We start from the raw sequence: 24462 nt of genomic DNA, 5'->3' as shown, positions 1-24462 counted from the left end.
CAAAAGGGCGCCCTGACCGGATAGTCAGGGCGCCCTTTCATTAACTTTTTTCAAGCGGCTGTGGAAGCTTAGCCCTGATTATCACGACGCTCTGCAATGCGCGCCCGTTTGCCGGTGCGACCACGCAGATAATACAGCTTCGCACGACGCACGATACCGCGGCGAACCACGGTAATGGAGTCGAGGTTGGGCGAGTACAGCGGGAACACGCGTTCCACACCTTCGCCAAAGCTCATCTTGCGAACAGTGAAGTTGCTGCCCATGCCGCGGTTGGAACGGGCAATGCAGACACCTTCGAAATTCTGAACACGTTCGCGCGTGCCTTCAACAACACGCACACCAACGCGGACGGTATCGCCTGCGCGGAATGTGGGAATTTCTTTCCCATCGCTGAGTTGCTCGATCTGTTCTTTTTCGAGCTGCTGAATCAGGTTCATAGACCTATTCCTCAATTATCGTGCCGCGCGCCAGAGGCAGGCTGGTCCCGAACGCCACTATGACGTTCCCAAAGGTCCGGCCTGCGTAACCGTGTGTCCTGTTGCGCGCGTGACTTTCGCCATGCGGCAATCTTCGCATGATCCCCCGATCGCAGCACTTCAGGGATCGTGCGCCCTTCCCATTCAACGGGTCGGGTGTATTGCGGATATTCAAGCAAGCCTTCTTCGAAGGATTCTTCGGACCCGCTCGTAGCCGCGCCCATTACTCCGGGAAGCAGCCGAATGCAAGCGTCGAGAATCATCAGCGCCGCTGGCTCCCCGCCCGATAGAACGATATCGCCGACCGATACTTCTTCAATATCGCGCGCTTCAAAGATCCGTTCATCAAAGCCTTCGAACCGGCCGCAGAGCAACGTGACCCCCGGCCCCGCCACCAGATCACGAATCCGCGCCTGCGTGATCGGTTTCCCGCGCGGCGTCATGGCCAAGATCGGAGCATCGGGCTGTTTTGCACGGGCGTGATCAATCGCGCCGGACAGAATATCTGCCTTCAGCACCATTCCGGCCCCACCACCTGCTGGTGTGTCATCCACGGTCCGGTGCTTGTCCGTGGCAAAATCACGGATCTGCACGCAATCCAGCGACCAGTCACCGCGTTCCAGCGCGCGGCCAGCCAGTGAATGGCCCAGCGGGCCGGGAAACATATCGGGATATAGCGTCAATAAGGTCGCAGCAAAGCTCATTGTGTGCCCTTAGAGGAGGAATTGCCGTAGGCAAAGAGGGTGACTTCCACACTCCCACCCGCCCCTCATGGCTTTACGGCGCGATGCGGCGGCCGATGATGTTGCCTGCTGGCCAGTAACGGCAAACGACATAATCATAGCTTCTGCCCCTCGCACTCGCACAGCCAACATAGCGTGTGTCTGGCCATATGATCTGCGTATAATGGCCAACATCATTCCAGCTTCCCGTCCGCGACACGTCAGGAAACACCCCGGCGCGGAAATCACGTCTTTCGGCAAGAAAGGCGTTCATGATATCCTGCGGCTGATAATATCCGTGTGTGCCAGCCCACAGGTTTTCGCCGGCCCCCTTGCGCTCGGTAACATGCGAATGCCGTATGCGCCCTTCCCTAGCCAGACGCCGCGCCCACTCATTGGCCTCATCTGCCAATTGCGCATTCCAATGCAGCGGCTTGAGGCCCAGCGTTACCCTTTCGATATTATGACTAACCAGAATCGTGCGCTGGAACCGATCATCAGGCCTGGAAGCATGTGCACTCACAACCAGCATGGAGAGGCAACCAGTCAGCAGAAATGCAAGAATACGCCCGATTTTCATGACGACAACTCTTGACAAAAAAGCGTTAACACCTGCTGAAACAGGTGTGGCTCAAGCGCTTTATATTCACTGGCCGTTCTGTCTCGCCAAATGCCCCTATTGCGACTTCAATTCGCATGTCCGGGATCATGTGGACCATGATGCGTGGGAAGCTGCCCTGCTGGCCGATATGCGTCATGAAGCGGCACTGGCTGGCGGCGAGCCCTTGCGGTCGATCTTTTTTGGCGGCGGCACGCCATCGCTGATGCCCCCCGCGATGGTTGAAACGCTACTGAATGAAGCAGAGCAGCTCTGGGGCTTTGCTGATAATATCGAGATTACACTGGAGGCGAATCCTTCCTCTGTGGAGGCGGCCAATTTTGCAGCACTTGCGCAGGCAGGGATAAACCGTGTCTCGCTGGGGCTGCAGGCGCTGAACAACGAGGACCTCCGCTTTCTCGGGCGTCTGCATGATGCAGAGGAAGGCATTGCCGCACTGGGCGTGGCGCAGCAGCATTTCTCTCGCGTCAGCTTCGATCTTATCTATGCCCGCCCCGATCAGAGCCCAGCCGCCTGGGAAGACGAACTGCGCCGCGCCATCGATTTCGGCACCGGGCATTTGTCGCTCTATCAATTAACGATTGAAGCGGGGACCCGCTTTGCCAGTGATGTGCGATTGAAGCGTTTCATGCCGCTGGATGATGATCCGGCGGCCGATCTCTTCACCATGACACGGGAAATTACCGCAGCCGCCGGCCTGCCCGCCTATGAAATCAGCAATCACGCAAGACCCGGTGAGGAAAGCCGCCATAATCTGACCTATTGGCGCTATCTCGATTATTGCGGCATCGGCCCCGGTGCCCATGGGCGGCGCTCAAGCGCGGCCACACAAAGGCACAAAAAGCCTGAGAACTGGCTGGAAGCGGTGACGCGCAACGGCCACGGCATCAAGCAAGAGCTGGACCTGACGCCTTCTACGCAGGTTTCAGAGGCTTTGTTGATGGGATTGCGGCTCGATGAAGGAATTGATCTCGCCGCGATGTCCCGGCGCTTCAACATTCCCAGCAGCCAACTGATTGATCGGAAGAATGCCGATTTTTATGCCAACATGGGCCTTCTGCGTGAAGAAGACAGCCGCCTGATTGTCACGGACAGGGGGATGCCCCTGCTGGATGCCCTGCTCGGTGAAATCGTGCCTGCCGCACTGGTCGAATCATGAGCCGTCACGATCTGCTGGCGGCATGGCGTGAACATCTGATCAATGGCCGGCGCCGGTCTGCTCATACGGTGCGTGCCTATTGCGATGCGGCAGACCGACTGACCGAGCAACTTGATCTGTCCGACTGGATGGCCGTTGCGCAACTGAGACCGGCAAAGCTGCGCAATCACCTGGCAGATCGCAGATCGGAAGGTCTGGGCAACATTTCCGCAGCGCGCGAATTGTCAGCAATTAAGGGCTTCATCACCTTTGCGCAGGACAAGGCCGGATTGGAGAAGCAGCCGCCCCGCATGCGCGGACCGCGGGTGAAGAAGGGCTTGCCGCGTCCCATCTCCCCCGATGATGTGATCAGCCTGATCACAATTGTACGCGAAAGTGCGGCGCAACCCTGGATTGGCGCGCGCGATAGTGCGGTGCTGCTGCTGATGTATGGGGCGGGACTCAGAATAGCCGAGGCGGTTTCTCTGCGCGGTTCAGATTATCCGCTGAGTGACCGGTTGGTCGTGACCGGTAAGGGCGATAAACAGCGTGTTGTCCCTATCCTTCCCGTCATCCGCGACGCGGTCGATCAATATATCGCGGCCTGCCCGTATCGATTAGAGCCAGATAAGGCTTTGTTTCGCGGTGCCAAAGGAGGACCGCTCAGCGATGGATTGATTCGTAAGGCGGTCTCGGCTGCACGGATCACTGTCGGCCTGCCCGAAAGCGCAACGCCGCATGCCTTGCGCCATTCCTTCGCGACGCATTTACTGGGTGCAGGCGCCGATTTGCGCAGCCTGCAGGAATTGCTCGGCCATGCCAGCCTGGGGTCGACCCAGATCTATACCAAGGTTGATGCATCGAGTTTGCTGGACACGTACCGCAAAGCGCACCCGCGTGAACGTGGTTAGGCCGTAAACTCATAAACAGCACCGTCGAGGTGCCCAAATGGCGAACATATCGGAGCAAAGCGCCCGCCGGGAAGGCTGTTTGCCTTTCCAAGGGCGATTTGGTTCGAGAGGGAAGCCATTTCGGCGTCGCCAAGCGATTTGGCCAAAATGGCCCATCGCTGCGTCAAGAAGTCTTGAAATATCGACATATTTCCACGCCTTCTTTCCTTGCGCCGAGCCATTTTGCCTCAAACCTCGATGGCGTTGTTTATGAGTTTGCGGCCTAGCCCTGACCATCTCGCTGATCATGGGGCACCCAAGTAAAAACCCGCCACAGATAGAACAGCGCGCCCAGCGCGAGTAATCCGATTATCAGCCAGGCTAGGACATCTTGCGAGCCCTGAAAATATCGGCCCAATAATTGTCCGCCATAGATCAGTGCGACATTCCAGATCGCGGTTCCGACAAAGGTAAAGGCGAGAAACTTGCCCAGCGGCATATGCGACAGACCAGCTGGCAGAGAAATCATGGTGCGCAGGAAGGGCGCGAAGCGCAGAAATAACACGACCCAGTGGCCGTGTTTGCGGAAGAAGCGGTTTGCCTGTTCGATATGTTCCCAATCGAGCGTAAGCCAGCGGCCCCAGCGATTGATGAAGGGCTCCAACCGCTCATATCCCCATTTCTGCCCGAGCCAGAACCAGACATAATTGCCGAAGGTAGAACCAACTGTACCGGCTAGCAGCAGGAGCCAGAACGCCATATCGCCGCGTTCGACCAGCATCCCGCCCAGCCCCATGATCACTTCAGAGGGGATAGGCGGAATCACGTTTTCGAGCGCCATCAGCACCGCAATGCCGAAATAGCCGCCTTGCTGAATTATACTGAGAATGAGTTCCTGCATGGATCAGGTAACGGCCCAACCGCCAAAGGGTTCAGCGATTGTTGTCGTGTCCTTCTCAGACGGCGCTCAACCTTTCAATCGCTTGCCGATGGCATCCCATATCGCGCCGGCACTGTCGGTCTTGTTGAATTCGTCGATTGCGACGATGCCAGTGGGCGATGTAACGTTAATTTCCGTCAGCCATTCTCCGCCGATCACATCAATGCCGACGAACATCAGCCCGCGTTTCTTCAATTCACCGCCCATGGCGGCGCAGATTTCTTCCTCACGCGCGGTCAGGCCGCACGCCTCGGCATAGCCGCCCCGTGCCAGATTGCTCCGGAATTCACCCTCACCGGGCTTGCGGTTGATGGCGCCGGCGAACTCCCCGTCGATCAGGACGATACGCTTATCCCCCTTGGTGACGCTGGGAAGGAAGGGCTGCACCATGAAGGGCTCGGGCCAGACCTGTCCGAACATTTCGGTCAAAGCTGAAAGATTGGTGCCATCTTCCTCAACGCGGAAGATCGCCTTGCCGCCATTGCCATGCAGCGGTTTGACAACCAGAGCGCCGTGCTTCTTCTGAAAATCACGCACATCCGCCAGTTCCCGTGCGATCAGGGTCGGCGGCATGAATCGCGCATAATCGAGCACGAACACTTTTTCCGGTGCATTGCGGACACTGACCGGATCATTGACCACCAGCGTGGTTCCCTCCAGCCGCTCCAAGATATGGGTCGCGCTGATATAGCCAAGATCAAATGGCGGATCCTGACGCATCAGGATCACATCTATATCTTTGGCGAGATCAATCCGCCGCAATTCACCCGCCGTGAAATGATCGCCTTTGACCTTCTGGACACTTACCGGCTTGGCCCAGGCGGTGATCCGCCCCCCGGCGCCTTCATTTGTCTCATAGGCCAATGTGCGCACATCGTAGTGCCATATTTCATGGCCTCTCTCCTGTGCGGAGAGCATCAGCGCAAAGCTCGAGTCCCCTGAGATATTGATGCTTTCCATTGGGTCCATCTGGACCGCGACACGCAAACCCATGCTAATTCTTCCTATGGCTGCCAGGCGTTCACGATGTGGCGTGGCCAGCGCCATGGTGCAAGCATCACCGCATCAATTCGCACGTTTTCTCCTCTGCGGGCATAGCGATGTGCGATAGTTTCGACAGCGGCGGCCACTCTGCGCAGGCGATAAGCATCCAGCGCCAGTGCCCAATCCTTCGCGGCTTTGCGATATTTCACTTCCACGAACAGGATCGTCGAACCGCGCCGCATGATGAGATCAATCTCGCCGCGCGGGGTCTTTACCCGGCTCGCGAGCAGCCGCCATCCAGACAGGCCGAGATAAAGCGCCGCGATCCGCTCACTGTTTCTTCCGCGCCGCTCAGCCTGACGGCGGTTCATCCTTTGCCAAGTTCCATAGCGCGGGCGTACAATGTTTTGCGGTCCTGACCGGTCGCACGCGCGACCTGACCAGCCGCCTGCGATGGCTTCTTGTCCTGCAATGCTTCACGCAGCAATGCATCCACGTCCACATCTTCCGGGTCCTGCTCGGGTGCAGGGCCAATCAAGAGGACGATCTCGCCTTTGGGCGGATGCGCCTCATAATGGGCGGCAACATCCTGCGGCGAACCGCTGCGGCATTCCTCGAATGTCTTGGTCAACTCGCGCGCGACCGCCACTTCGCGGCCAGGCAAAATCTCGGCGATCGCGGCGAGCGCTTTCAACAGACGGGCGGCCGTTTCGAAAAAGATCAAAGTGGTCCGCACGGCGCCCAACTCACGCAAGATATCCGCGCGCGCCTTTTCCTTCACCGGCAAAAAGCCAGCAAACAGGAAACGGTCAGTGGGAAGGCCCGACAATGTCAGGCCCATCACCGGAGCGCTTGCCCCGGGCAGACTGGTAATCGCGATGCCGCGTTCTCTCGCCTCACGCACCAGACGATACCCCGGATCTGAGACCAGCGGCGTCCCGGCATCGCTGATCAGTGCGACGGGTTCATTCTCCATCCGCTGCAGCAGACGCTCTCGCTGCGTTGCATCGGCATGATCGTCATACCGCCACAAGGGTTTGTGAATTTCGTAATGCCGCAGCAGTTTGGATGCGACACGCGTATCCTCGCACGCAATGGCTGCGCTTCGTTTAAGACAATCAATTGCCCGAAAACTGATATCACCGAGATTGCCAATCGGCGTCGCGACAATATAGAGGCCTGGAGACAATGGTTTAGGTTCGCTTGCTTCAATCACCGAAGCCTTGTGGACCAGTTAGGTGGAGAGCGGCAAGAATGTTCGGCAATTTTAAACGGAATCTGACATTGGTAGCGGGCACCATCGCCCTGGGCGCCTGTCAGGTCATTCCTGATGCGGGCAATGCCCCAACCACCAGTGCGCCGGTTCCCGAAACTGGCCCCAGTGACACGCAATTGCCGCAGGATCTGACGCGTCACCGCGTTGCGCTGCTCCTGCCCATGTCCGGCACCAACGCCGGTGTTGGCCAGTCCATCGCCAATGCGACGACCATGGCATTGCTGGATACGAATGCAGATAACCTTCGTATAACCACTTACGACACCGCCAAGGGCGCAGGCAATGCGGCCAATCGTGCGATTGCGGACGGAAATAAAGTGATACTCGGCCCGCTTCTGGGCGATAATGTCACATCGGTTCTGGCACAGGCCCGGCCCGCAGATGTTCCGCTCATTACCTTTTCCAACAATCTGTCGGTCGCGGATCAGGACGTTTTCGTGATGGGGCACATCCCTGAGCAATCCGTTATCCGCACGGTCGATTACGCGATCGCAAATGGCTCGCGCCGTTTTGCTGCTCTGGTGCCGACGGGTGAATATGGACAGCGTGCAGCGGCCGCATTGCGCAGCGCAGTCGAAGCACGCGGTGCGACCTATGTGACCACAAAAAGCTATGACCGCGGCAATCGCGCGATTATCCGTGCCGCGGGCCAGCTCGATGAACAGGGCGGTTTTGACACTGTGCTGATCGCCGATGGCGCGAAGCTTTCCTCCCTCGCAGCCACTGAACTCAAGGATGCGGGCGAAAAACTGCCGCAAATTCTCGGCACCGATCTCTGGAGCGGCGAAAGCAGTATCGCGAATGCGAGCGCCCTGCAGGGTGCATGGTTCTCCGCCGTTTCCGATTCCCGCTATCGCCAGTTCGTCAGCTCGTACGAATCACGCTTCGGTCAAAAGCCCTATCGGATTGCCACTCTGGGCTATGATGCCGTGCTGCTGACCCTGCGGGTTGCGCGCGACTGGAAACCGGGCCGTAAATTCCCGGTGTCTGAAATGGTCGCCGAGGATGGTTTCCTCGGTCTCGACGGTCCGTTCCGCTTCAAACGCGACGGCGTTGGTGAACGAGCCATGGAAGTGCGTCAGGTCGGCAATGGCACTATTACCGTAATCGATCCCGCCCCCCAGCGCTTCGACAATTGAAGATAACCGCCAGCGGGCGCTTGTCTGGCAATCGGGAGCCTCTATACAATTTAACCTATGGCCGATGATCTGTTCGAGAATGCACCCGCGGGTAGCGAAGATTATAACAGTTCTTCTATCGAAGTTCTCGAGGGGCTCGAACCGGTTCGCCGGCGCCCGGGCATGTATATCGGCGGCACGGATGAGCGCGCGCTCCATCACCTTGCCGCCGAAGTACTCGACAATGCCATGGATGAGGCTGTGGCTGGCTATGCCAACCGGATCGAAGTTGAGCTGGATGAAGACAACCGCCTGACCATCACGGACAATGGGCGCGGCATTCCGGTGGATGAACATCCCAAATTCCCCGGCAAGTCCACGCTCGAAGTGATCCTCTCTACGCTGCATTCCGGTGGCAAGTTCTCCGGCAAGGCCTATGCCACCAGTGGCGGTCTGCACGGGGTGGGTGTCTCCGTAGTGAACGCATTGTCCGAACATACCCGCGTGGAAGTGGCCCGGAATAAGGAGCTTTACGCGCAGGAATTTTCCAGAGGGCAAACGCTCGGCCCGATCGAGAAAATCGGCGCAGCGCCCAATCGGCGCGGCACCAGCGTTACCTTCACGCCCGACACTGAAATTTTCGCGAAGCAGAAGTTCAAGCCGCTGCGCCTGTTCAAGCTCGCGCGCTCAAAAGCCTATCTTTATGCCGGTGTTGAGATCCGCTGGAAATGTGCCGAAAGCCTCGCCAGCGACGAAGTGCCGGCGGAAGCCGTCTTCCAGTTTCCTGGCGGACTGGCGGATCATTTGCGGGAGCAGATTGGCGATCGTGAATGCGTCACGACCGATCCCTTCGCCGGAACGCAGGATTTCCCGGATGATGAGGAAGGCAACAATCTCGGCCGGGTGGAATGGGCGGTGGCATGGCCGCTTTACTCGGACGGTTCCTATAGCTGGTATTGCAACACCGTTCCCACGCCCGATGGCGGGACTCACGAACAGGGTCTGCGGGCAGCACTTACCAAAAGCCTGCGCAGTTTTGGCGATCTGATTGGCCAGAAAAAGGCCAAGGACCTGACAGCAGATGATGTGATCACCGGCGGTGAAATCATGCTGTCGGTTTTCATCCGTGATCCGCAATTCCAGAGCCAGACCAAGGACCGGCTCACCTCAGCGGATGCCGCAAGGCTGGTTGAAAACGCCGTGCGCGATCATTTCGACTTGTTCCTCACCGAAAATATGGACCGCGGCAAAGCTCTGCTCGGTCAGGTGATGGAACGGATGGATGAACGCCTGCGCCGCAAGGCTGAGCGTGAGATCAAGCGCAAGACCGCCACCAATTCAAAGAAGCTCCGCCTACCGGGGAAACTCACGGATTGTTCCGGTGAAGGTGAAGGCGAAACCGAGCTGTTCATTGTCGAAGGCGACAGCGCCGGCGGCAGCGCTAAACAGGCGCGCAATCGCAAGACTCAGGCGATTTTGCCCATCCGCGGCAAGATCCTGAATGTCGCCAGCGCCAGCATGGACAAAATCCGCGCGAACCAGGAAATTGCAGACCTCATCCTGGCTTTAGGTTGTGGAATCCGCAAGGATTGTGACGCGAGCAATCTGCGTTATGATCGCGTGGTTATCATGACCGACGCCGACGTGGATGGCGCACATATTGCCACCTTGCTGATGACATTCTTCTTTCAGGAAATGTCCGATATCGTCCGCACCGGGCATTTGTTCCTGGCACAACCGCCGCTCTACCGCCTCACCGCTGGGAAAGAGAGCCGCTATGCCCGCGATGACGCCCATCGGCGCGAATTGGAACAGACCGTCTTCAAGGGCAAAAACGTCGATGTCGGGCGCTTTAAAGGTCTGGGCGAGATGAATCCGCAGCAATTGCGCGAAACCACGATGAATCCCGAAACGCGCAGTCTGCTGCGCATCACCCTGCCCCCTGAATTCGAACAGCGCGCGGCGGTGAAGGAATTGGTGGGGCAATTGATGGGCCGCAATCCGGAACACCGCTTCAACTTCATCCAGAATCGCGCCGGTGAAGTGGACCGCGACCTGATCGACGCATAAGTCGCACTCGCTCAGCGCAGATACAAAAAAGGGCTCGCGAAACGCTTCGGGAGCCCTTTTTCTGTGTGAAGATGATCAGTCTTTCTTCAGTTCATTCGGCACGCTGGCGAACATTTTCTTTACAGCAGGCCGTTCATTGATCTGTTCGATCCAGCGCAGCAGATGCGGGGTATCGGTTCCATTGACCATTTCCGAAAACCCATGCTGCATACCATTGGCAATCGCGAAATTGCAGATATCGGCGAGCGTATACATCCCGCCAGCCAGCCACTCATTGTCGGCCAGATGGTCATCCAGACGGCGCACAGATACGCCGATCTTGCGCATTTCCTCATCCAGCATTTCCTGCGGGAAACCTTCACGCGCCCGGCGCCATTTCACCCGCTGTTCGTGAACAGGAATGTCCTTCAGCTTTTCTTCGAACTCTGCGTCTGACAGGCCTTTGACCATATTGCCGACCATGCGGTGCCAACCAATCGTGGACACGCACCAGCAGAAATATTCATCGACCCATTTGGTCCAGACCCGCATCTGCGCCGTGTCGAAGGAATTGTCAGGGCGCAGCTTTACATCTGTGGGGTGTTCATCCTCCAGATACTCGCAAATCAGGGTGCTTTCCGTGATGATATTACCGCGGTCTTCCAGCGCAGGCACCTGTCCACGCGGATTGATCTTCTTGAACCATTCCGAATGGTGCTCAAACTTCGCCGGGTTCAACAATTTATGCTCGAATTCCAACTCCTTTTCATAAAGGGCCAGAGTAGGCTTCAGCGAATTTGCACCGGGGCCAAAGCTGTATAATTTGAGCATCAGACTATCCTCTTCTTTGTGTTTGCAGCGGATTAACCACCCTGCAGCCCCCAGAGCAAGAGAAAAACGGATAAAGTCAATTTAAGCGCTGATATGCTGCTTATCCTGCGGGATAAATCAGGTGATCAGCAATCGCGGCTTTCCACTCCTGTTCATCCTGAGCAGCCATGGATTCGAGATCGCCGGGCTCTGCAGCTGCGTCATCCACCCATTGCCGCAAAGCCGCTCCGCCATTGATCACATCAATCGCAAGACGATCAAATTCATACTCATAGGGAAAGTCGCGCCAGATCGGATAATCTGGGTCAATCTCGCGGATCGCCTTGAATGCCAGCGCCTGCAATCGCCAAGGACGGAATGCATTATGGTCGTAAAACCGGCCTTCTGCATGGATCATCAGCCCGTGGCACAGCATGCCTGAATGTTTGTGAAATGTTGGTGTGAACCAGCATTCGCGCAAGGCGCAGCCTTTCATCCAGTCGGGCGCAATCCGCGTCATTTCGGCATGGACTGCCCGCGCATCCAGATCCGGCGCACCGAACAACACCTCCAGCGGCCGCGTCGTTCCTCGCCCTTCGCTCAGATTGGTGCCCTCCAGCATAACTGTTCCGGCATAGGCACGCGCCATGTTGACGTTGGCAGCATTGGGACTGGGATTAATCCAGATCCGATTATCCGGCCAGCCAAAGCCGGGGCTCTTCGCGGGCTGCCACCCCTCAATCGGAACGACCCTATAGGCGACATCAAGACCAAAATGATGGATGAACCAATGGCCCATTTCGCCCATGGTCAGGCCGTGGCGCATGGGCATCGGCCCTGCCCCGACGAAACTTTCCTGCCCGGGCAAAAGCAACGTCCCCTCCACCGGGCGCCCTGCCGGATTTGGCCGGTCCAGCACCCAGACTTCCTTGCCCGCCTTGGATGCTTCCTCCAGCAGATAGAGCAGCGTGGTGACAAAGGTATAAATCCGGCAGCCCAGATCCTGCAGATCGAACAGAAACACATCCGCACTGTCCATCATTTCAGCGGAAGGGCGGCGCACCTCGCCATAGAGACTGTAAACAGGAATATTGTAAACCGGGTCGAGCGCGTCAGCGGTCTCGACCATATTATCCTGCTTATCACCCTTAAGCCCATGTTGCGGGCCAAAAGCACTGGTCAGATTTACCGAATCGCATGCTGCCAGAGCATCAAGTGAATGGGTGAGATCCTCTGTCACCGATGCGGGATGCGCGACCAGGGAAACACGTTTGCCCTCCAGCATTTTCAGCAGATCAGGCGAAGCGAGCAGGCTGTCTATTCCGAATTTCATGATGCACTCGCTGCGCGAAGCGGCACTGCAAAGCAAGCCGCATTGTGGAAATCAGGTTCGGCACTCTCCTGCGCCAATGCCCAGTAGGATTTAACCCCGCCCTCCTCTTCAATCACCATGGAAAGGCCCGCTGCGTCCGCTCCGGCAAGCTCCTGTCCCTGCAGGATCACGGTGATGATCAACGCGCCATCCGCCTCGAGACAGTCGATTTCCGGCCATTCGAGAGGGTCGTAATCACTTCGGCCCGAGCGGTAGCCGGAAAAATCATATGCTGACCATTCACCCGCTGGCGAAAAGTTGAATTCGCGATAGCTGCCCGAAGCGTATCGCAGAAACAGCTCCGCACAGGTTGTTTGCCACAGGCCATCTGCCCGTCCCCGCGCCTCACCAACGGGCAATTTCACCTGCGCCGCATTCTCAATCCGGTAACGCAGCATAAGGAAACCCTGCGGATGGATTCCGAACCCCGCCTTCACGGCTGAAACCGATATTGGATCATGCGCCGGATGCGCTTTGAGATGATACGTTTTCAAGCAGAGCCCTCCATGCTACGCGCCCGCTCTTGGAAAAAAGCAGAACGACAGACCGATATGACCTATAATTCCGATCTCCTACGCATCCTCGACGAAAGAGGCTATATCCATCAGCTGACCGACGCCGACGGGTTGGACAATCTGGCCGGCAAGGAGATCGTTCCCGGATATATCGGCTTCGATCCCACAGCGGATTCGCTCCACGTCGGGCATCTCGTTTCGATCATGATGCTGCGCCGCCTGCAACAGGCCGGGCACAAGCCGATCGTTGTCATGGGCGGCGGTACCGGCAAGATCGGTGATCCCAGCTTCAAGGATGAAGCGCGCAAACTGCTGACGAGCGAGCTGATCGCAGAAAATGTCGCGTCCATCCGCAAGGTGTTTGAGCGGTTTCTGACCTTTGGCGACGGCCCTAGCGATGCAGTTATGGTGGATAATGCCGAATGGCTCGACCAGCTGGAATATATCCCGTTTCTGCGCGACATCGGACAGCATTTCTCGGTCAATCGAATGCTGAGCTTCGATTCCGTCAAGCTGCGGCTTGACCGGGAACAGTCGCTTTCCTTCCTCGAATTCAACTACATGATCCTCCAGGCATATGATTTCCTGGAATTGTCGCGCCGGCTGAAATGCCGTTTGCAGATGGGCGGATCGGACCAATGGGGCAATATCGTCAATGGTATGGAGCTTGGCCGCCGGGTCGATGGCACCCAGCTTTACGGTCTCACCACACCGCTCCTGACCAATTCCGATGGCAGCAAGATGGGCAAGACCGTGGGCGGTGCCGTATGGCTCAACGAAGATCGCCTGTCCTCCTATGATTACTGGCAATTCTGGCGCAACACGGCCGATGCCGATGTCGAAGCACGTCTGCGCCTGTTCACCGATTTGCCCATGACTGAAGTAAAGCGCCTGTCCGCTTTGCAAGGGTCTGAAATCAACGAGGCGAAAGTGGTCTTGGCCAATGAGGCCACCAAACTGTGCCGCGGTGAGGATGCTGCTCAAACAGCAGAGAAGACCGCTGCGGCGACATTTGCCGGCGCCGGCCGGGGTGAAGATCTGCCAGTTGTAAATGTTAGTGAAGAAGGAATACGGCTTGGTGCAGCCTGTACAGAGCTGGGTTTCACTGCTTCCAATGGTGAAGCGAAGAGAAAAATTGCAGAGGGCGCTGTAAAGCTGGACGAAATTGTTCAGTCAGACCCGGGTTTCTTAATTCAATTGCCCGCCGGAGCGGAAGTGAAGCTCAGTCTGGGCAAGAAAAAGCACGGTATTCTGAAGCGAAATTAACTTACAGCTTGTTAACCAATTATCCAGTTTTCCTCGTCATAATTACGGAGCTAATTATCGTGAGGAGAACTGGATATGGCCGCGGGTGCCCGGCTTTCTGTAACCGATATGCGACGATCCGCGCGACATCCAGTCGACCATACGGTAACCGGTGAACATCTGGGTCATGGTGAGCTGCCACTGCGTATCGTCAACCTTTCCGCCCATGGTTTCATGATTGACGACTCCCCGGAAATTACACGCGGAGACAGGGTCATTGTGCCCTTGCCGGCGATCGGCCGGATAGAAGCCTATTGCATGTGGCGAACGGACAGCCGCGCTGGCTTTCAGTTTGAACGGGTAATCCGCCCGGATGATTTCAATAATCTTATCAGTGTTTTGCAGCCTAATCCTCGCTTGCGTCGCAAGGGGTGAATTCTGCATTGCTCCGGTAATTGAAGCGGTAACTTCTTGGCAAAGCGCTCCGGCACTGCCACAGGCTGCGAGTGACTGAACCAACATCCCCCCTCCAGATACGCGACTACCGATTATTCTGGATCGCGCGCCTCGTGGCTATCGCAGCCACCGTCTCCATGGTCGTGCTGATAGGCTATCAAACATACGATATCGCACGCGCCGATTATGGCATGGGCCGCCGCGATGCGGCCTTTATTCTGGGGTTGCTGGGCGTTGCTCAATTCATTCCCTTGATGCTGCTCACACCTGTCGCAGGCTGGGCCGCGGATAAGTTTGACCGCAGACGGGTTGCGGCCACTGCCAATGGCGTCGACTGCTGTATCGCGGTGCTCCTGGCCATTATGACATGGCAAGATGCTCTCGATCTGCCGATTATCTTCTGCTTTGCCGCAGCGCATGGCGCCGCCCGCATATTTCTTGGTCCGGCGCAGAGCTCCATCGCACCCAATATCGTGCCCCCGGCATTGCTGCCCAAAGCCATTGCGCTTGGCTCTATTGCCTTCACGATAGGCACAGTGGCCGGCCCTGCTGCAGGCGGTTTCCTCTTCGATGTCGAACCGGCCCTGCCCCATGCGCTCTCCGCTGTGATGATTGCGACATCGGCAATCCTTATATCCATCATCAGGCCAATCCGTGCGAAGCAATCGGACGAGCCGGTTCACCCCGTCAGACAAATGGTGGATGGCGCCAAATTCGTCTGGTTTGACCGCTTCTTGCTGGGCTGCGTTTCGCTGGATCTGTTTGCCGTCCTGCTCGGCGGGGCAACGGCCATGCTTCCCGTATTTGCCCGCGACATTCTTCAGGTCGGGACGGAAGGTCTGGGCCTGATGCGAGGCGCGCCAGCACTGGGGGCCGGTGTGGTCGCGCTGATATTCTCGTTCCGTCCGCTTGAACGCAATGTGGGCACCAAAATGCTTTGGGGTGTGGCGATATTCGGCGCAGCAACAATTGGCTTTGGCCTGTCGCGCAATTTTGGATTGTCACTCTTATTCCTCGCCATATTGGGCGCAGGTGACATGATTTCGGTCTTTATCCGAAACTCTCTGGTGCAGCTGAACACCCCGGATGAAATGCGCGGACGCGTTTCTTCGATCTCTGGCCTCGCCATATCGGCCTCGAATGAACTGGGCGAAATGCAATCGGGCCTGGCCGCAGCACTGCTCGGCGCAACCGGGGCGGTTGTTTTCGGCGGCGCAGGGGCGATATTCGTTACAGCATTATGGGCGTGGGTCTTTCCCGAGTTACGTTGGGCAAAGACGTTCGCGCCCCAGTACCGAAAACAAGAAGTGAAGGAGCCCCCATCATGAAGGCCGACAATGTTCTCGCTACGATCGGAAACACACCGCACATCCGCCTGTCGCGGCTGTTTCCTGATCATGAAGTCTGGGTGAAATCCGAAAGGGGCAATCCAGGCGGTTCGATCAAGGACAGAATCGCGCTCGCGATGGTGGAAGCAGCCGAGCAATCCGGCGATCTGAAACCCGGCGGCGAGATTATTGAGCCGACCAGCGGCAATACCGGGGTCGGCCTGGCAATGGTTGCTGCGGTCAAGGGCTACCAGCTGACGCTGGTCATGCCTGAGAGCATGTCTTTGGAACGCCGCCGCCTGATGCTCGCCTATGGCGCAAAATTCGACCTGACGCCCAAGGAAAAGGGCATGAAAGGCGCGATTGAGCGGGCAATGGAACTGGCCGAGCAGCGCCCCGGTTCATGGATTCCGCAGCAATTTGAAAACCCGGCCAACGTCAACATCCACGCCCAGACCACGTCGCAGGAAATCCTGAAGGATTTTGCCGAGGACCCAGTCGATGTGATGATTACCGGTGTTGGCACAGGCGGCCATCTAACGGGCTGCGCCGAAGAATTGAAGAAGCACTGGCCCGATATGAAGGCCTATGCCGTCGAGCCCGCATTGTCGCCGGTGATTTCCGGTGGTCAGCCCGGCCCGCATCCGCTGCAAGGCATCGGCGCCGGGTTTATTCCGGATAACCTCCACACCAAGTCGATTGATGGCGCAATTCCAGTCGATGCCGAGGATGCCAAGGAAATGGCCCGCCGCTGCGCCAGTGAAGAAGGCCTGCTGGTGGGGATCAGCTCCGGCGCGACGCTGGCGGCGATTGCCAAAAAATTGCCGGACCTGCCCAGCGGCTCCCGTGTTCTGGGCTTCAACTACGATACGGGTGAACGCTATCTGTCGGTGCCGGACTTCCTGCCCGATGCGTAATTTCGACCCGGTCTTTTACGAGGATGGCGACACTAGACTGTCAGGTTTTCTAGCGAGACCCGACGGCAAAGCGAGGGCCGCCATCCTCGTATTTCCGACGATCATGAACCTCACCGCTTCGGTGAAGGACAAGGCGCGCGAACTGGCCGAAGCGGGCTATATTGCCCTGATTGCCGATTTTTACGGTTCCGCGCCTGAAAATTTCGATGAAGCCCGGACAGCGGCAGCTGCTATTCGGGAAACGCCCGATTCCTATCGCCAGCGTTTACGCGCGGCCTTGCGTGCACTCATCTCACTGGACGATGTCGATGATGATTGCGCCATTGCCACGATCGGCTTCTGCATGGGTGGACAAGCCGCATTGGAGCTGGCGCGGGAAGGCGCACCTCTTGCCGCAGCGGTCAGTTTCCACGGATTGCTGAATACAGAGCAGCCCGCCGAGAAAAATGCCATATCCGCCCGCATTCTGGTCTGCCATGGCGATGCTGATCCGATGGTCCCGCGCAGTCAGGTAGTATCTTTCTGGGAAGAGATGGACCATGCAGGCGCGAACTGGCATTTTCATTCCTACGGCGGTGTGAAGCATGGCTTCACCAATCCGCAGCCGAATGACAATCCCGCGACCGCCTATGATGCAAGCGCCGACCAGCAAAGCTGGGCAGCGATGCATGCACTGTTTGACGAAATCCTGCGTTAGGAAAACACCCCCGTCACGCGCCCTTTACGGGGCAGTGACGGGGCACGCTTCAGCCTTTAACTTCAAATGCTTCTGCGGGTAAGCTCATGAGGGTTTCAGCACCGGCCATTGCCTGTTTCTTGAGGCTGACCATCTCTGCCAGTCCGCGCAGGGCGAAGTTGCGAGCCACACACAATTTGGCTTCGTAAAAAGCTGCATCGCCTTCACCGCTTTCAAGCCCGCGCTCTGCCACGGTGGCCATACGCAGCCACATCAGGCCGATCGAAACCAGCCCCATCATATGCATGAAAGGATAGGAGCCGCTGCCCAGATTATTGGCATCGGCTTTCGCATTGTCGATCAGCCACTGAGCAGCCTCCCGAATATCCGCAAGGGCTTCCAGCAAAGGTTCCGTGAGGAATGAGAGGCTTTCACTGGCGCCGCTGCATTCACCTTCAATCATGGCGAAATAGCGTTCTGCAACCTGGCCCTTATCGCCCGCAAGTTTGCGACCGGCCAGATCCATCGCCTGAACACCGTTGGCACCTTCATAGATCATCGCCACCCGGGCATCGCGGACACATTGTTCCAGGCCCCATTCGCTGACATAGCCGTGACCACCCAGCACTTGCTGCATATTCACAGCGGTCTGAAACCCGCGATCCGTGCCGAAACCCTTCAGCACCGGCGTCAGCATGCTGACCAATGCATCTGCCGCCACGCGTTCTTCTTCAGTCTCCGCTCCATGAGAGATGTCAATTTGATAGGAACACCAAAGAACAAGTGCTCGGAATCCCTCGGTAAAACCTCTGGCATCCATCAACATACGCCGCACATCGGCATGAACAATAATCGGATCCGCTGCGCTGGCAGGGTCAGCACGCGTCCCCATCGCCCGCCCTTGCTTGCGGTCCAGCGCATAATCGGCTGCATTCTGATAGGCCAGCTCCGCCTGACCAAGCCCCTGATTGCCGCAGCTGAGGCGGGCCGCATTCATCATGATGAACATCGCGGCGAGGCCGTTATTTTCCTCGCCAACCAGATAGCCGGTTGCGCCGTCAAAATTCATGACGCAGGTCGCGCTGCCATGCACGCCCATCTTTTCTTCAATCGAGCCGCAATGCGCGCCATTGCGCTCACCGGGTTCACCCGCATCATTCAGCAGAGATTTCGGCACCAGGAACAGCGAAATACCGCGTGACCCAGCGGGCGCATCAGGGGTCTTGGCCAGCACCAGATGCACGATGTTTTCGGTCAAATCCTGATCACCGCCAGAGATGAAGATCTTGCTGCCCGTGATACTGTAAGATCCATCGGTCTGCGGCACAGCTTTGGTGCGAATCAATCCAAGATCGGTTCCGCAATGCGCTTCGGTGAGAGCCATGGTGCCGAGCCACTCACCGGAAATCAGCTTGGGCAAATAGGCCGTCTTCTGCTCATCGGTTCCCTTGGCGAGAATGGCTGAAACCGCACCATGGGTGAGGCCCGGATACATGTTGAAAGCATGGCATGCCGAATTGAGATATTCTTCAACCACCGTTGCCAGAACATGCGGCATGCCCTGCCCGCCAAATTCTTCTGGCAGCGCCAAAGTGCCCCAACCTGATTCACAATATTGAGCATAGGCTTCAGGAAAGCCCGTGGGCGTGGTGACGCTGCCATCATCATGCCGAGTGCAACCTTCGCGATCCGAATTGGGGTTGAGCGGTGCAATCACTTCAGCCGAGAATTTAGCGGATTCTTCTATGATGGCATCGACGATGTCTTCATCCACTGCTTCAAATGCTGGCGATCCCGCCTCCATCCCCACTCCGAGAACTTCTTTGACAACGAAGCGTGTGTCGCGCGTGGGCGGCATATAAATAGGCATGTAATCTCCTGTTTGACCGCGCCGACCTAGCCGTCGGTCCTGATCAGATCATCATTTTCGAGCTTGCGATAAAAGCAACTCCGCGCCCCGGTATGACATGTGGGACCATTGGGATGGACTTTCAGCACAAGAGCGTCCTGGTCGCAATCGACCAAAATGTCCCGCACATCCAGGATATTTCCCGAGCTCTCTCCCTTCATCCACAAGCGTCCCCGGCTACGTGAATGGAAATGGGCTTTCCTGGTTCGTATCGTCGCATCCAGCGCATCCTGATCCATGAAGGCGACCATCAGGATCTCGCCGGTCTCACAATGCTGGACCACCGCACTGAGCAGACCTTTATCGTCGAACTTCGGCATAAAGGCCGCACCTTGTTCTCGCAGTGCACCATTTTCAGATTGACCAGAAATCTTGGAATCCTTTCACAAAAATACATAAGGTGATCGCCAAACGGCAGGTTGTTGCAGGATAACCACAGATTGAAGCAAAATCCATGAAATCACGGCAAACCTCTTCCAAGCGAAGCCTTTCAGTGGAATGAATGTGTCCACGGCAGCAAGAGCCGTCACCAGGACTGGACGCGCCGTAAGCGCCTAGGTTTGGGGGGTTTAGGAATTATCTCGAAATGAGAAATTCCAAATGAGGGAATGGGTTGGTGTACTGGGGGGTACCACCACAGGCTTGACGGAGCCGGCCCAATTATTCGTCACGTGAACGCCCGGAAGCGCAACGCCTTCCGGGCGTTTTCATTTCAGATTAGATTTTTAATCCAAAACCCGTGCAAAACAGGCGATCCGCACTGTTTTCGCGCCTGCCTTCCGCAACGCCGAAACACAGGCGCGCGTTGTCGCACCACTGGTGAGTACATCATCCACGATGATCACATCACGCCCCTTGATTCGCTCTTTCCAGCTGTCACGCAGATCAATTGCACCGCGCAATATTTTCTCTCGGCTTTTACGTCCTTTCCCGCCAAGGCTAGGCGTATAGCGGCGGCGTCGCAGCGCTGCGACCGCAACCACGCCCCCTTTTTTCCGGCGTATTTCTTCAGCCAGCAAGATGGATTGATTGAAACCTCTGTGCCAGAGCCGCAGCGGATGAAGGGGCACAGGCAATAACAGCGTTTCATCTTCCAACGGATCAAGCCGGGCTGCCATCGCCGTGCCCATCAATTTCGCCAGCCCAAGCCGCCGACTATATTTGAGGCGCAGGACCAGTGAGCGCGCCACATCATTATAGCGCACCGCCGCAATGATGCCGTCATGATAGGGCTTTTCGGCAAGACACACGGCGCATGATCCGCCCTCAATTCCGCTATTGGCTGAAAATGGCCGCTGGCAGGATTGACACCAGGGCTCGGTTGGAAAATCGAGACCGGCCCAGCATTGCGCGCAAACACCGTCCTGTGCGGAAATACTGTCTCCGCAAACCGGGCAACGCGGCGGAAAGATCAGATCCACCAGCGGCCTCAGAACGTGCCCTACCTTCATCGCGGCATTCATGCGCGGGATTGGTGTTGCCCGCAAGAACTTGCACCTGATCCATGCCACGGGCAGAGAGCGCACAATGAACGAAGCAAGCCCCCCCCGCATTTTCTCCTCGTCCCGCCGCATTGCCCGCCGCGACCGACTGGCCGCGCTTCAACGCCGACCGGACGCCGCACAATTCGTGCTGGATGATATGACTCAGGATGTCCTCGAACGCCTGGCATTCATACGACATGAACCCGGCAAAGCGCTGATAATGGGAGATTTTACCAATGAACTGGCAAAGACACTGACAGCCCAGGCCTATGACGTAAAATGCGCCGATCCCTCCTCGGCACTCTCCGCGAATACCGTCAACGAAGAACTCCCCTACCCTGAGGGGCAATATGATCTGATCGTCAGTCTGGGCCTGCTTGATACGGTGAACGACCTACCTGGCGCGCTGATCCATATGCGTCAGGCATTGGCACCCAAGGGCTTTGCAATTGCCAGTTTTGTCGGCGCGGGTAGCCTGCCACAATTGCGCAGTGCCATCCTGGCCGCCGAGCCTGACCGGCCGGCTGCGAGAATGCACCCGCTGGTCGATATACGCGCCGGAGCGCAATTGCTACAGCGGGCCGGATGGGGCGATCCGGTCATTGATGGCCATGCCTTGTCGGTACGTTACGGCACGATGGACAGGCTGGTAGAGGATCTGCGCGAGCAGGGGCTTGGAAGCTGCCTTTCCGCTTATGCTCCGCCGCTTGGCAAGGCTGCTCTGAACCGCGCTCGCGCCGCATTTCTGCAGGCTGCAGATGAGGATGGCAGGGTGACGGAATCTTTCGAAATCATCACCCTAAGCGGTTCAAAGGGAAGAGATCTTTTCTAAAGGGCGATCCCGAAAGACCGCCCTTTAGAAATTATCAGCTCAAAGATGCCTGAGCGGCAGCCAATCGTGCGATGGGAACGCGGTATGGCGACGCGCTGACATAATCGAGGCCAGTTTTCTCGCAGAACAGAATGCTGGCGGGATCGCCGCCATGTTCACCGCATATACCGAGTTTGATATCAAGCCGGGTCGCGCGGCCACGCTCCACTGCGAGCGAGACCAGTTGCCCCACCCCTTCGACATCGAGGCTGACGAACGGGTCACGCCCATAGATGCCCTTTTCGACATAGGTGGACAGGAAGCGACCCGCATCATCGCGTGAAACACCCAGCGTGGTTTGCGTCAGATCATTCGTACCGAAGGAGAAAAACCGTGCTTCCTCGGCGATTTCGCCCGCCATCAAGGCAGCGCGCGGCAATTCAATCATGGTGCCGACGAGATATTCGAGCTCACGGCCACGTTCTGCGAAGACTTCCGCAGCGATATCATTCACCAGCTTGCGCAGAATTGCGAGCTCACGCTTGGTGCCAACCAGTGGGATCATCACTTCCGGCACTGGCGCATTGCCGCTTTTTTCGGCCACGTCACAAGCGGCTTCAAAAATGGCGCGCGCCTGCATTTCGTAGATTTCAGGATAGGTGATGCCGAGGCGGCAGCCGCGATGTCCAAGCATCGGGTTGAATTCGTGCAATTCTTCCGCCCGGCGGCGCAGATGATCCACGCCAAAGCCGGTGATTTCAGCCAGCTCGGCAAATTCCTGATCACCTGTCGGCAGGAATTCATGCAGCGGCGGATCGAGCAGGCGAATCGTGCAGGGCAGCGGCGCCATGGCTTCGAAGATTTCAGTGAAATCCTTGCGCTGTTCTGGCAGCAATTTGGCCAGAGCCTTACGGCGCCCGCCTTCATCCTCCGCCAGGATCATTTCCCGAACTGCGCTGATCCGGCTTGCATCGAAGAACATGTGTTCTGTGCGGCACAATCCGATACCTTCGGCCCCGAATTTACGCGCTGTGACGCAATCTTCAGGCGTTTCTGCGTTGGTACGCACTTTCATGCGGCGGATCCGGTCGGCCCATTCCATCAGCGTGGCAAAATCGCCGGCCATCTTGGGTTCGATCGTGGCAACCTTACCGGCCATCACCTGACCCGTGCCGCCATCCAGCGTGATCGTGTCACCTTCCTTCAATTCGCGGTCGCCAATTCGCAAGGTGCGATCCTTGAGATTGATGGACACTGCAGAAGCACCGGAGACGCAGCAACGCCCCATTCCGCGTGCGACCACGGCCGCGTGGCTGGTCATCCCGCCACGCGCGGTCAGAATGCCTTTTGCTGCATGCATCCCGTGAATGTCTTCCGGGCTGGTTTCAACACGGCACAGGATCACACTTTCGCCGCGCTCTGCCTTGTGTTCCGCAGTATCAGCATCGAGCACGATAATACCCGAAGCGGCGCCGGGCGATGCCGGCAGCCCCGTGGTCAGCACATCGCGCGCTGCATCGGGGTCAAGCGTGGGATGCAGCAATTGATCAAGCGCCATGGGGTCGACGCGAAGAATGGCGGTCTTTTCGTCAATCAGACCCTCTTCAACCATGTCGACGGCCAATTTGAGCGCCGCGGCAGCAGTGCGTTTGCCGCTGCGCGTCTGGAGCATCCATAATTTGCCGCGTTCCACGGTAAATTCGATGTCCTGCATATCGGCATAATGCGCTTCCAGCAGCTCAAAGACCTTGGCCAATTCGCCATAGGCATCCGGCATGGCTTCTTCCATGCTGGGTTTATCGGCACCGGCCGCTTCACGCGCACGCAAAGTCAGATATTGCGGGGTCCGGATGCCGGCGACCACGTCTTCACCCTGCGCATTGACCAGGAATTCGCCGTAATAGGCTTTTTCACCCGTGGCCGGATCGCGCGTGAAGGCAACGCCAGTGGCGCTGGTATCCCCCATATTGCCGAATACCATGGCCTGAACATTGACGGCCGTGCCCCAATCACCGGGAATATCGTTCAATCGGCGATAAACCTTTGCCCGGTCCGAATCCCAGCTGTCGAAAACGGCCGCAATCGCGCCCCAGAGCTGAGCGTGAACATCTTGCGGGAACGGCTCACCCTGTTCGCGTTCGACGATGGCCTTGAATTCCTTGACCAGCGCGCGCCAATCATCAGCCGTCATCTCAGTATCAGCAAAGAAGCCATTGTCTTCCTTGGCAATTTCCAGAGCTTCTTCGAACAGGCCATGATCAAGGCCAAGCACGACGTCCGAATACATCTGGATGAAACGGCGATAGGAATCCCATGCGAAACGATCATCTCCGGCGACTTTGGCAAGACCTTCAACCGTCTTGTCATTCAGGCCGAGATTGAGAACCGTATCCATCATGCCGGGCATGGATACGCGTGCACCGGAGCGGACAGAAACCAGCAGCGGGTCGGATTCATCGCCGAAATTCTTACCGACGGTTCTTTCGATATGAGTCAGCGCCTTGGCGATATCTGCGCGAAGATCGGCGGAGAAGTCCGACCCTTCTTTCAGATAGCGTACGCATTCTTCTGTGGTGATGGTAAAACCCGGTGGCACTGGCAGGCCGATGCTTGCCATTTCCGCCAGATTGGCGCCCTTACCGCCAAGCAGATTCTTGTCCTTCGCCCGTGGATCGTCGCCATGCGATGCATCACCGCCGAACGTGTAGACCAGCTTGCTCATACCAC

The 24462-nt window shown here is 57.3% G+C and carries 25 protein-coding genes; 10 read left to right on the top strand and 15 right to left on the bottom strand.

Annotated features, from left to right (window positions below):
- Positions 1-68 precede the first annotated feature (68 nt).
- From rplS to GRI91_RS01625, 3 genes are all read right to left on the bottom strand, one after another.
- On the bottom strand, positions 69-437 hold the full coding sequence (rplS, locus tag GRI91_RS01635; protein ID WP_160734889.1) for a 50S ribosomal protein L19: 369 nt from the start codon (positions 435-437) through the stop codon (positions 69-71).
- An 11-nt stretch (positions 438-448) separates the two neighbouring features.
- Positions 449-1180, bottom strand: a complete 732-nt coding sequence (gene trmD, locus GRI91_RS01630) for a tRNA (guanosine(37)-N1)-methyltransferase TrmD (RefSeq protein ID WP_160734888.1) — start codon at positions 1178-1180, stop codon at positions 449-451.
- Between the two features lie 73 nt (positions 1181-1253).
- Positions 1254-1778, bottom strand: a complete 525-nt coding sequence (locus GRI91_RS01625) for a CAP domain-containing protein (RefSeq protein WP_237437591.1) — start codon at positions 1776-1778, stop codon at positions 1254-1256.
- A gap of 46 nt (positions 1779-1824) precedes the next feature.
- Between GRI91_RS01625 and hemW the strand changes: the two genes are divergently transcribed.
- A complete protein-coding gene (hemW, locus tag GRI91_RS01620) occupies positions 1825-2976 on the top strand; it encodes a radical SAM family heme chaperone HemW (RefSeq protein ID WP_337190298.1) in 1152 nt (383 codons plus the stop codon).
- Positions 2973-3866 carry a tyrosine recombinase XerC gene (locus GRI91_RS01615; RefSeq protein ID WP_202385391.1) on the top strand — a complete coding sequence of 298 codons (894 nt, stop codon included), beginning with the start codon at positions 2973-2975 and terminating at the stop codon, positions 3864-3866. Before hemW ends, GRI91_RS01615 begins: the two co-directional genes overlap by 4 nt.
- On the opposite strand, the gene GRI91_RS15955 is transcribed toward GRI91_RS01615, so the two are convergent.
- The 5 genes from GRI91_RS15955 to rsmI all read right to left on the bottom strand — a co-directional run bounded on the left by GRI91_RS15955 (position 3863) and on the right by rsmI (position 6985).
- Positions 3863-4054 carry a hypothetical protein gene (locus tag GRI91_RS15955; protein WP_237437590.1) on the bottom strand — a complete coding sequence of 64 codons (192 nt, stop codon included), beginning with the start codon at positions 4052-4054 and terminating at the stop codon, positions 3863-3865. The genes GRI91_RS01615 and GRI91_RS15955 overlap by 4 nt on opposite strands.
- A 74-nt stretch (positions 4055-4128) precedes the next feature.
- Positions 4129-4746 (bottom strand): DedA family protein, encoded by a 618-nt coding sequence (locus GRI91_RS01610; RefSeq protein WP_160734886.1) that lies wholly within the window; start codon positions 4744-4746, stop codon positions 4129-4131.
- A gap of 66 nt (positions 4747-4812) precedes the next feature.
- Positions 4813-5778, bottom strand: coding sequence for a glutathione synthase (gene gshB / locus GRI91_RS01605; RefSeq protein WP_160734885.1), 966 nt, complete (start codon positions 5776-5778; stop codon positions 4813-4815).
- A gap of 11 nt (positions 5779-5789) precedes the next feature.
- Complete coding sequence (locus GRI91_RS01600; RefSeq protein WP_160734884.1) at positions 5790-6140, bottom strand: YraN family protein; 351 nt, start codon at positions 6138-6140, stop codon at positions 5790-5792.
- Entirely contained in the window at positions 6137-6985 is an 849-nt protein-coding gene (rsmI, locus tag GRI91_RS01595; RefSeq protein WP_160734883.1) for a 16S rRNA (cytidine(1402)-2'-O)-methyltransferase, read from the bottom strand. Before rsmI ends, GRI91_RS01600 begins: the two co-directional genes overlap by 4 nt.
- 38 nt (positions 6986-7023) lie before the next feature.
- Here rsmI and GRI91_RS01590 point away from each other — a divergent pair, with 38 nt between their 5' ends.
- Positions 7024-8184: a penicillin-binding protein activator gene (locus GRI91_RS01590; protein WP_160734882.1), complete on the top strand. Its 1161-nt coding sequence runs from the start codon at positions 7024-7026 to the stop codon at positions 8182-8184.
- A gap of 57 nt (positions 8185-8241) precedes the next feature.
- Complete coding sequence (gene parE / locus GRI91_RS01585) at positions 8242-10233, top strand: DNA topoisomerase IV subunit B (RefSeq protein ID WP_160734881.1); 1992 nt, start codon at positions 8242-8244, stop codon at positions 10231-10233.
- Between the two features lie 75 nt (positions 10234-10308).
- On the opposite strand, the gene GRI91_RS01580 is transcribed toward parE, so the two are convergent.
- From GRI91_RS01580 to GRI91_RS01570, 3 genes are all read right to left on the bottom strand, one after another.
- The gene (locus GRI91_RS01580) at positions 10309-11043 is read right to left on the bottom strand and encodes a glutathione S-transferase family protein (RefSeq protein ID WP_160734880.1); all 735 of its coding nucleotides are present in this window, start codon (positions 11041-11043) and stop codon (positions 10309-10311) included.
- Between the two features lie 100 nt (positions 11044-11143).
- Positions 11144-12355 (bottom strand): exo-beta-N-acetylmuramidase NamZ family protein, encoded by a 1212-nt coding sequence (locus GRI91_RS01575; protein WP_160734879.1) that lies wholly within the window; start codon positions 12353-12355, stop codon positions 11144-11146.
- On the bottom strand, positions 12352-12888 hold the full coding sequence (locus tag GRI91_RS01570; protein ID WP_160734878.1) for a DOMON-like domain-containing protein: 537 nt from the start codon (positions 12886-12888) through the stop codon (positions 12352-12354). The genes GRI91_RS01575 and GRI91_RS01570 overlap by 4 nt, the downstream gene beginning before the upstream one ends.
- Positions 12889-12945: 57 nt before the next feature.
- Here GRI91_RS01570 and tyrS point away from each other — a divergent pair, with 57 nt between their 5' ends.
- From tyrS to GRI91_RS01545, 5 genes are all read left to right on the top strand, one after another.
- On the top strand, positions 12946-14175 hold the full coding sequence (gene tyrS, locus GRI91_RS01565) for a tyrosine--tRNA ligase (RefSeq protein ID WP_160734877.1): 1230 nt from the start codon (positions 12946-12948) through the stop codon (positions 14173-14175).
- Positions 14176-14250: 75 nt separating this feature from the next.
- A complete protein-coding gene (locus tag GRI91_RS01560; protein ID WP_160734876.1) occupies positions 14251-14589 on the top strand; it encodes a PilZ domain-containing protein in 339 nt (112 codons plus the stop codon).
- A gap of 134 nt (positions 14590-14723) precedes the next feature.
- On the top strand, positions 14724-15938 hold the full coding sequence (locus GRI91_RS01555; protein ID WP_419866820.1) for an MFS transporter: 1215 nt from the start codon (positions 14724-14726) through the stop codon (positions 15936-15938).
- Positions 15935-16855 carry a cysteine synthase A gene (cysK, locus tag GRI91_RS01550; protein ID WP_160734874.1) on the top strand — a complete coding sequence of 307 codons (921 nt, stop codon included), beginning with the start codon at positions 15935-15937 and terminating at the stop codon, positions 16853-16855. The genes GRI91_RS01555 and cysK overlap by 4 nt, the downstream gene beginning before the upstream one ends.
- On the top strand, positions 16848-17552 hold the full coding sequence (locus GRI91_RS01545) for a dienelactone hydrolase family protein (protein WP_160734873.1): 705 nt from the start codon (positions 16848-16850) through the stop codon (positions 17550-17552). Before cysK ends, GRI91_RS01545 begins: the two co-directional genes overlap by 8 nt.
- Before the next feature lie 49 nt (positions 17553-17601).
- On the opposite strand, the gene GRI91_RS01540 is transcribed toward GRI91_RS01545, so the two are convergent.
- From GRI91_RS01540 to GRI91_RS01530, 3 genes are all read right to left on the bottom strand, one after another.
- Positions 17602-19401: an acyl-CoA dehydrogenase C-terminal domain-containing protein gene (locus tag GRI91_RS01540; protein ID WP_160734872.1), complete on the bottom strand. Its 1800-nt coding sequence runs from the start codon at positions 19399-19401 to the stop codon at positions 17602-17604.
- 26 nt (positions 19402-19427) lie between these two features.
- The gene (gene hisI / locus GRI91_RS01535) at positions 19428-19811 is read right to left on the bottom strand and encodes a phosphoribosyl-AMP cyclohydrolase (protein ID WP_337190309.1); all 384 of its coding nucleotides are present in this window, start codon (positions 19809-19811) and stop codon (positions 19428-19430) included.
- A 354-nt stretch (positions 19812-20165) separates the two neighbouring features.
- Positions 20166-20891, bottom strand: coding sequence for a ComF family protein (locus GRI91_RS01530; RefSeq protein WP_160734870.1), 726 nt, complete (start codon positions 20889-20891; stop codon positions 20166-20168).
- A gap of 76 nt (positions 20892-20967) precedes the next feature.
- On the opposite strand from GRI91_RS01530, the gene GRI91_RS01525 reads away from it, so the two are divergent.
- Entirely contained in the window at positions 20968-21756 is a 789-nt protein-coding gene (locus GRI91_RS01525; protein ID WP_160734869.1) for a methyltransferase domain-containing protein, read from the top strand.
- Positions 21757-21790: 34 nt separating this feature from the next.
- On the opposite strand, the gene ppdK is transcribed toward GRI91_RS01525, so the two are convergent.
- Complete coding sequence (gene ppdK, locus GRI91_RS01520; protein WP_160734868.1) at positions 21791-24457, bottom strand: pyruvate, phosphate dikinase; 2667 nt, start codon at positions 24455-24457, stop codon at positions 21791-21793.
- Between the last annotated feature and the right edge of the window lie 5 nt (positions 24458-24462).

This window comes from Altericroceibacterium endophyticum (genome assembly GCF_009827595.1).
In the GTDB taxonomy this organism is placed as follows: Bacteria; Pseudomonadota; Alphaproteobacteria; order Sphingomonadales; family Sphingomonadaceae; genus Altericroceibacterium; species Altericroceibacterium endophyticum.
The sequence above is the reverse complement of the archived record's forward strand: the minus strand, read 5'-3'. Positions and strand labels throughout refer to the sequence as shown.

Coding starts and splice junctions, on each gene's coding strand:
- rplS (WP_160734889.1), bottom strand. CDS start 437: ATGAACCTGATTCAGCAGCTCGAAAAAGAACAGATCGAGCAACTCAGC.
- trmD (WP_160734888.1), bottom strand. CDS start 1,180: ATGAGCTTTGCTGCGACCTTATTGACGCTATATCCCGATATGTTTCCC.
- GRI91_RS01625 (WP_237437591.1), bottom strand. CDS start 1,778: ATGAAAATCGGGCGTATTCTTGCATTTCTGCTGACTGGTTGCCTCTCC.
- GRI91_RS01615 (WP_202385391.1), top strand. CDS start 2,973: ATGAGCCGTCACGATCTGCTGGCGGCATGGCGTGAACATCTGATCAAT.
- GRI91_RS15955 (WP_237437590.1), bottom strand. CDS start 4,054: ATGTCGATATTTCAAGACTTCTTGACGCAGCGATGGGCCATTTTGGCC.
- GRI91_RS01610 (WP_160734886.1), bottom strand. CDS start 4,746: ATGCAGGAACTCATTCTCAGTATAATTCAGCAAGGCGGCTATTTCGGC.
- gshB (WP_160734885.1), bottom strand. CDS start 5,778: ATGGGTTTGCGTGTCGCGGTCCAGATGGACCCAATGGAAAGCATCAAT.
- GRI91_RS01600 (WP_160734884.1), bottom strand. CDS start 6,140: ATGAACCGCCGTCAGGCTGAGCGGCGCGGAAGAAACAGTGAGCGGATC.
- GRI91_RS01590 (WP_160734882.1), top strand. CDS start 7,024: ATGTTCGGCAATTTTAAACGGAATCTGACATTGGTAGCGGGCACCATC.
- parE (WP_160734881.1), top strand. CDS start 8,242: ATGGCCGATGATCTGTTCGAGAATGCACCCGCGGGTAGCGAAGATTAT.
- GRI91_RS01580 (WP_160734880.1), bottom strand. CDS start 11,043: ATGCTCAAATTATACAGCTTTGGCCCCGGTGCAAATTCGCTGAAGCCT.
- GRI91_RS01575 (WP_160734879.1), bottom strand. CDS start 12,355: ATGAAATTCGGAATAGACAGCCTGCTCGCTTCGCCTGATCTGCTGAAA.
- tyrS (WP_160734877.1), top strand. CDS start 12,946: ATGACCTATAATTCCGATCTCCTACGCATCCTCGACGAAAGAGGCTAT.
- GRI91_RS01560 (WP_160734876.1), top strand. CDS start 14,251: ATGGCCGCGGGTGCCCGGCTTTCTGTAACCGATATGCGACGATCCGCG.
- cysK (WP_160734874.1), top strand. CDS start 15,935: ATGAAGGCCGACAATGTTCTCGCTACGATCGGAAACACACCGCACATC.
- GRI91_RS01545 (WP_160734873.1), top strand. CDS start 16,848: ATGCGTAATTTCGACCCGGTCTTTTACGAGGATGGCGACACTAGACTG.
- GRI91_RS01540 (WP_160734872.1), bottom strand. CDS start 19,401: ATGCCTATTTATATGCCGCCCACGCGCGACACACGCTTCGTTGTCAAA.
- GRI91_RS01530 (WP_160734870.1), bottom strand. CDS start 20,891: ATGAAGGTAGGGCACGTTCTGAGGCCGCTGGTGGATCTGATCTTTCCG.
- GRI91_RS01525 (WP_160734869.1), top strand. CDS start 20,968: ATGAACGAAGCAAGCCCCCCCCGCATTTTCTCCTCGTCCCGCCGCATT.
- ppdK (WP_160734868.1), bottom strand. CDS start 24,457: ATGAGCAAGCTGGTCTACACGTTCGGCGGTGATGCATCGCATGGCGAC.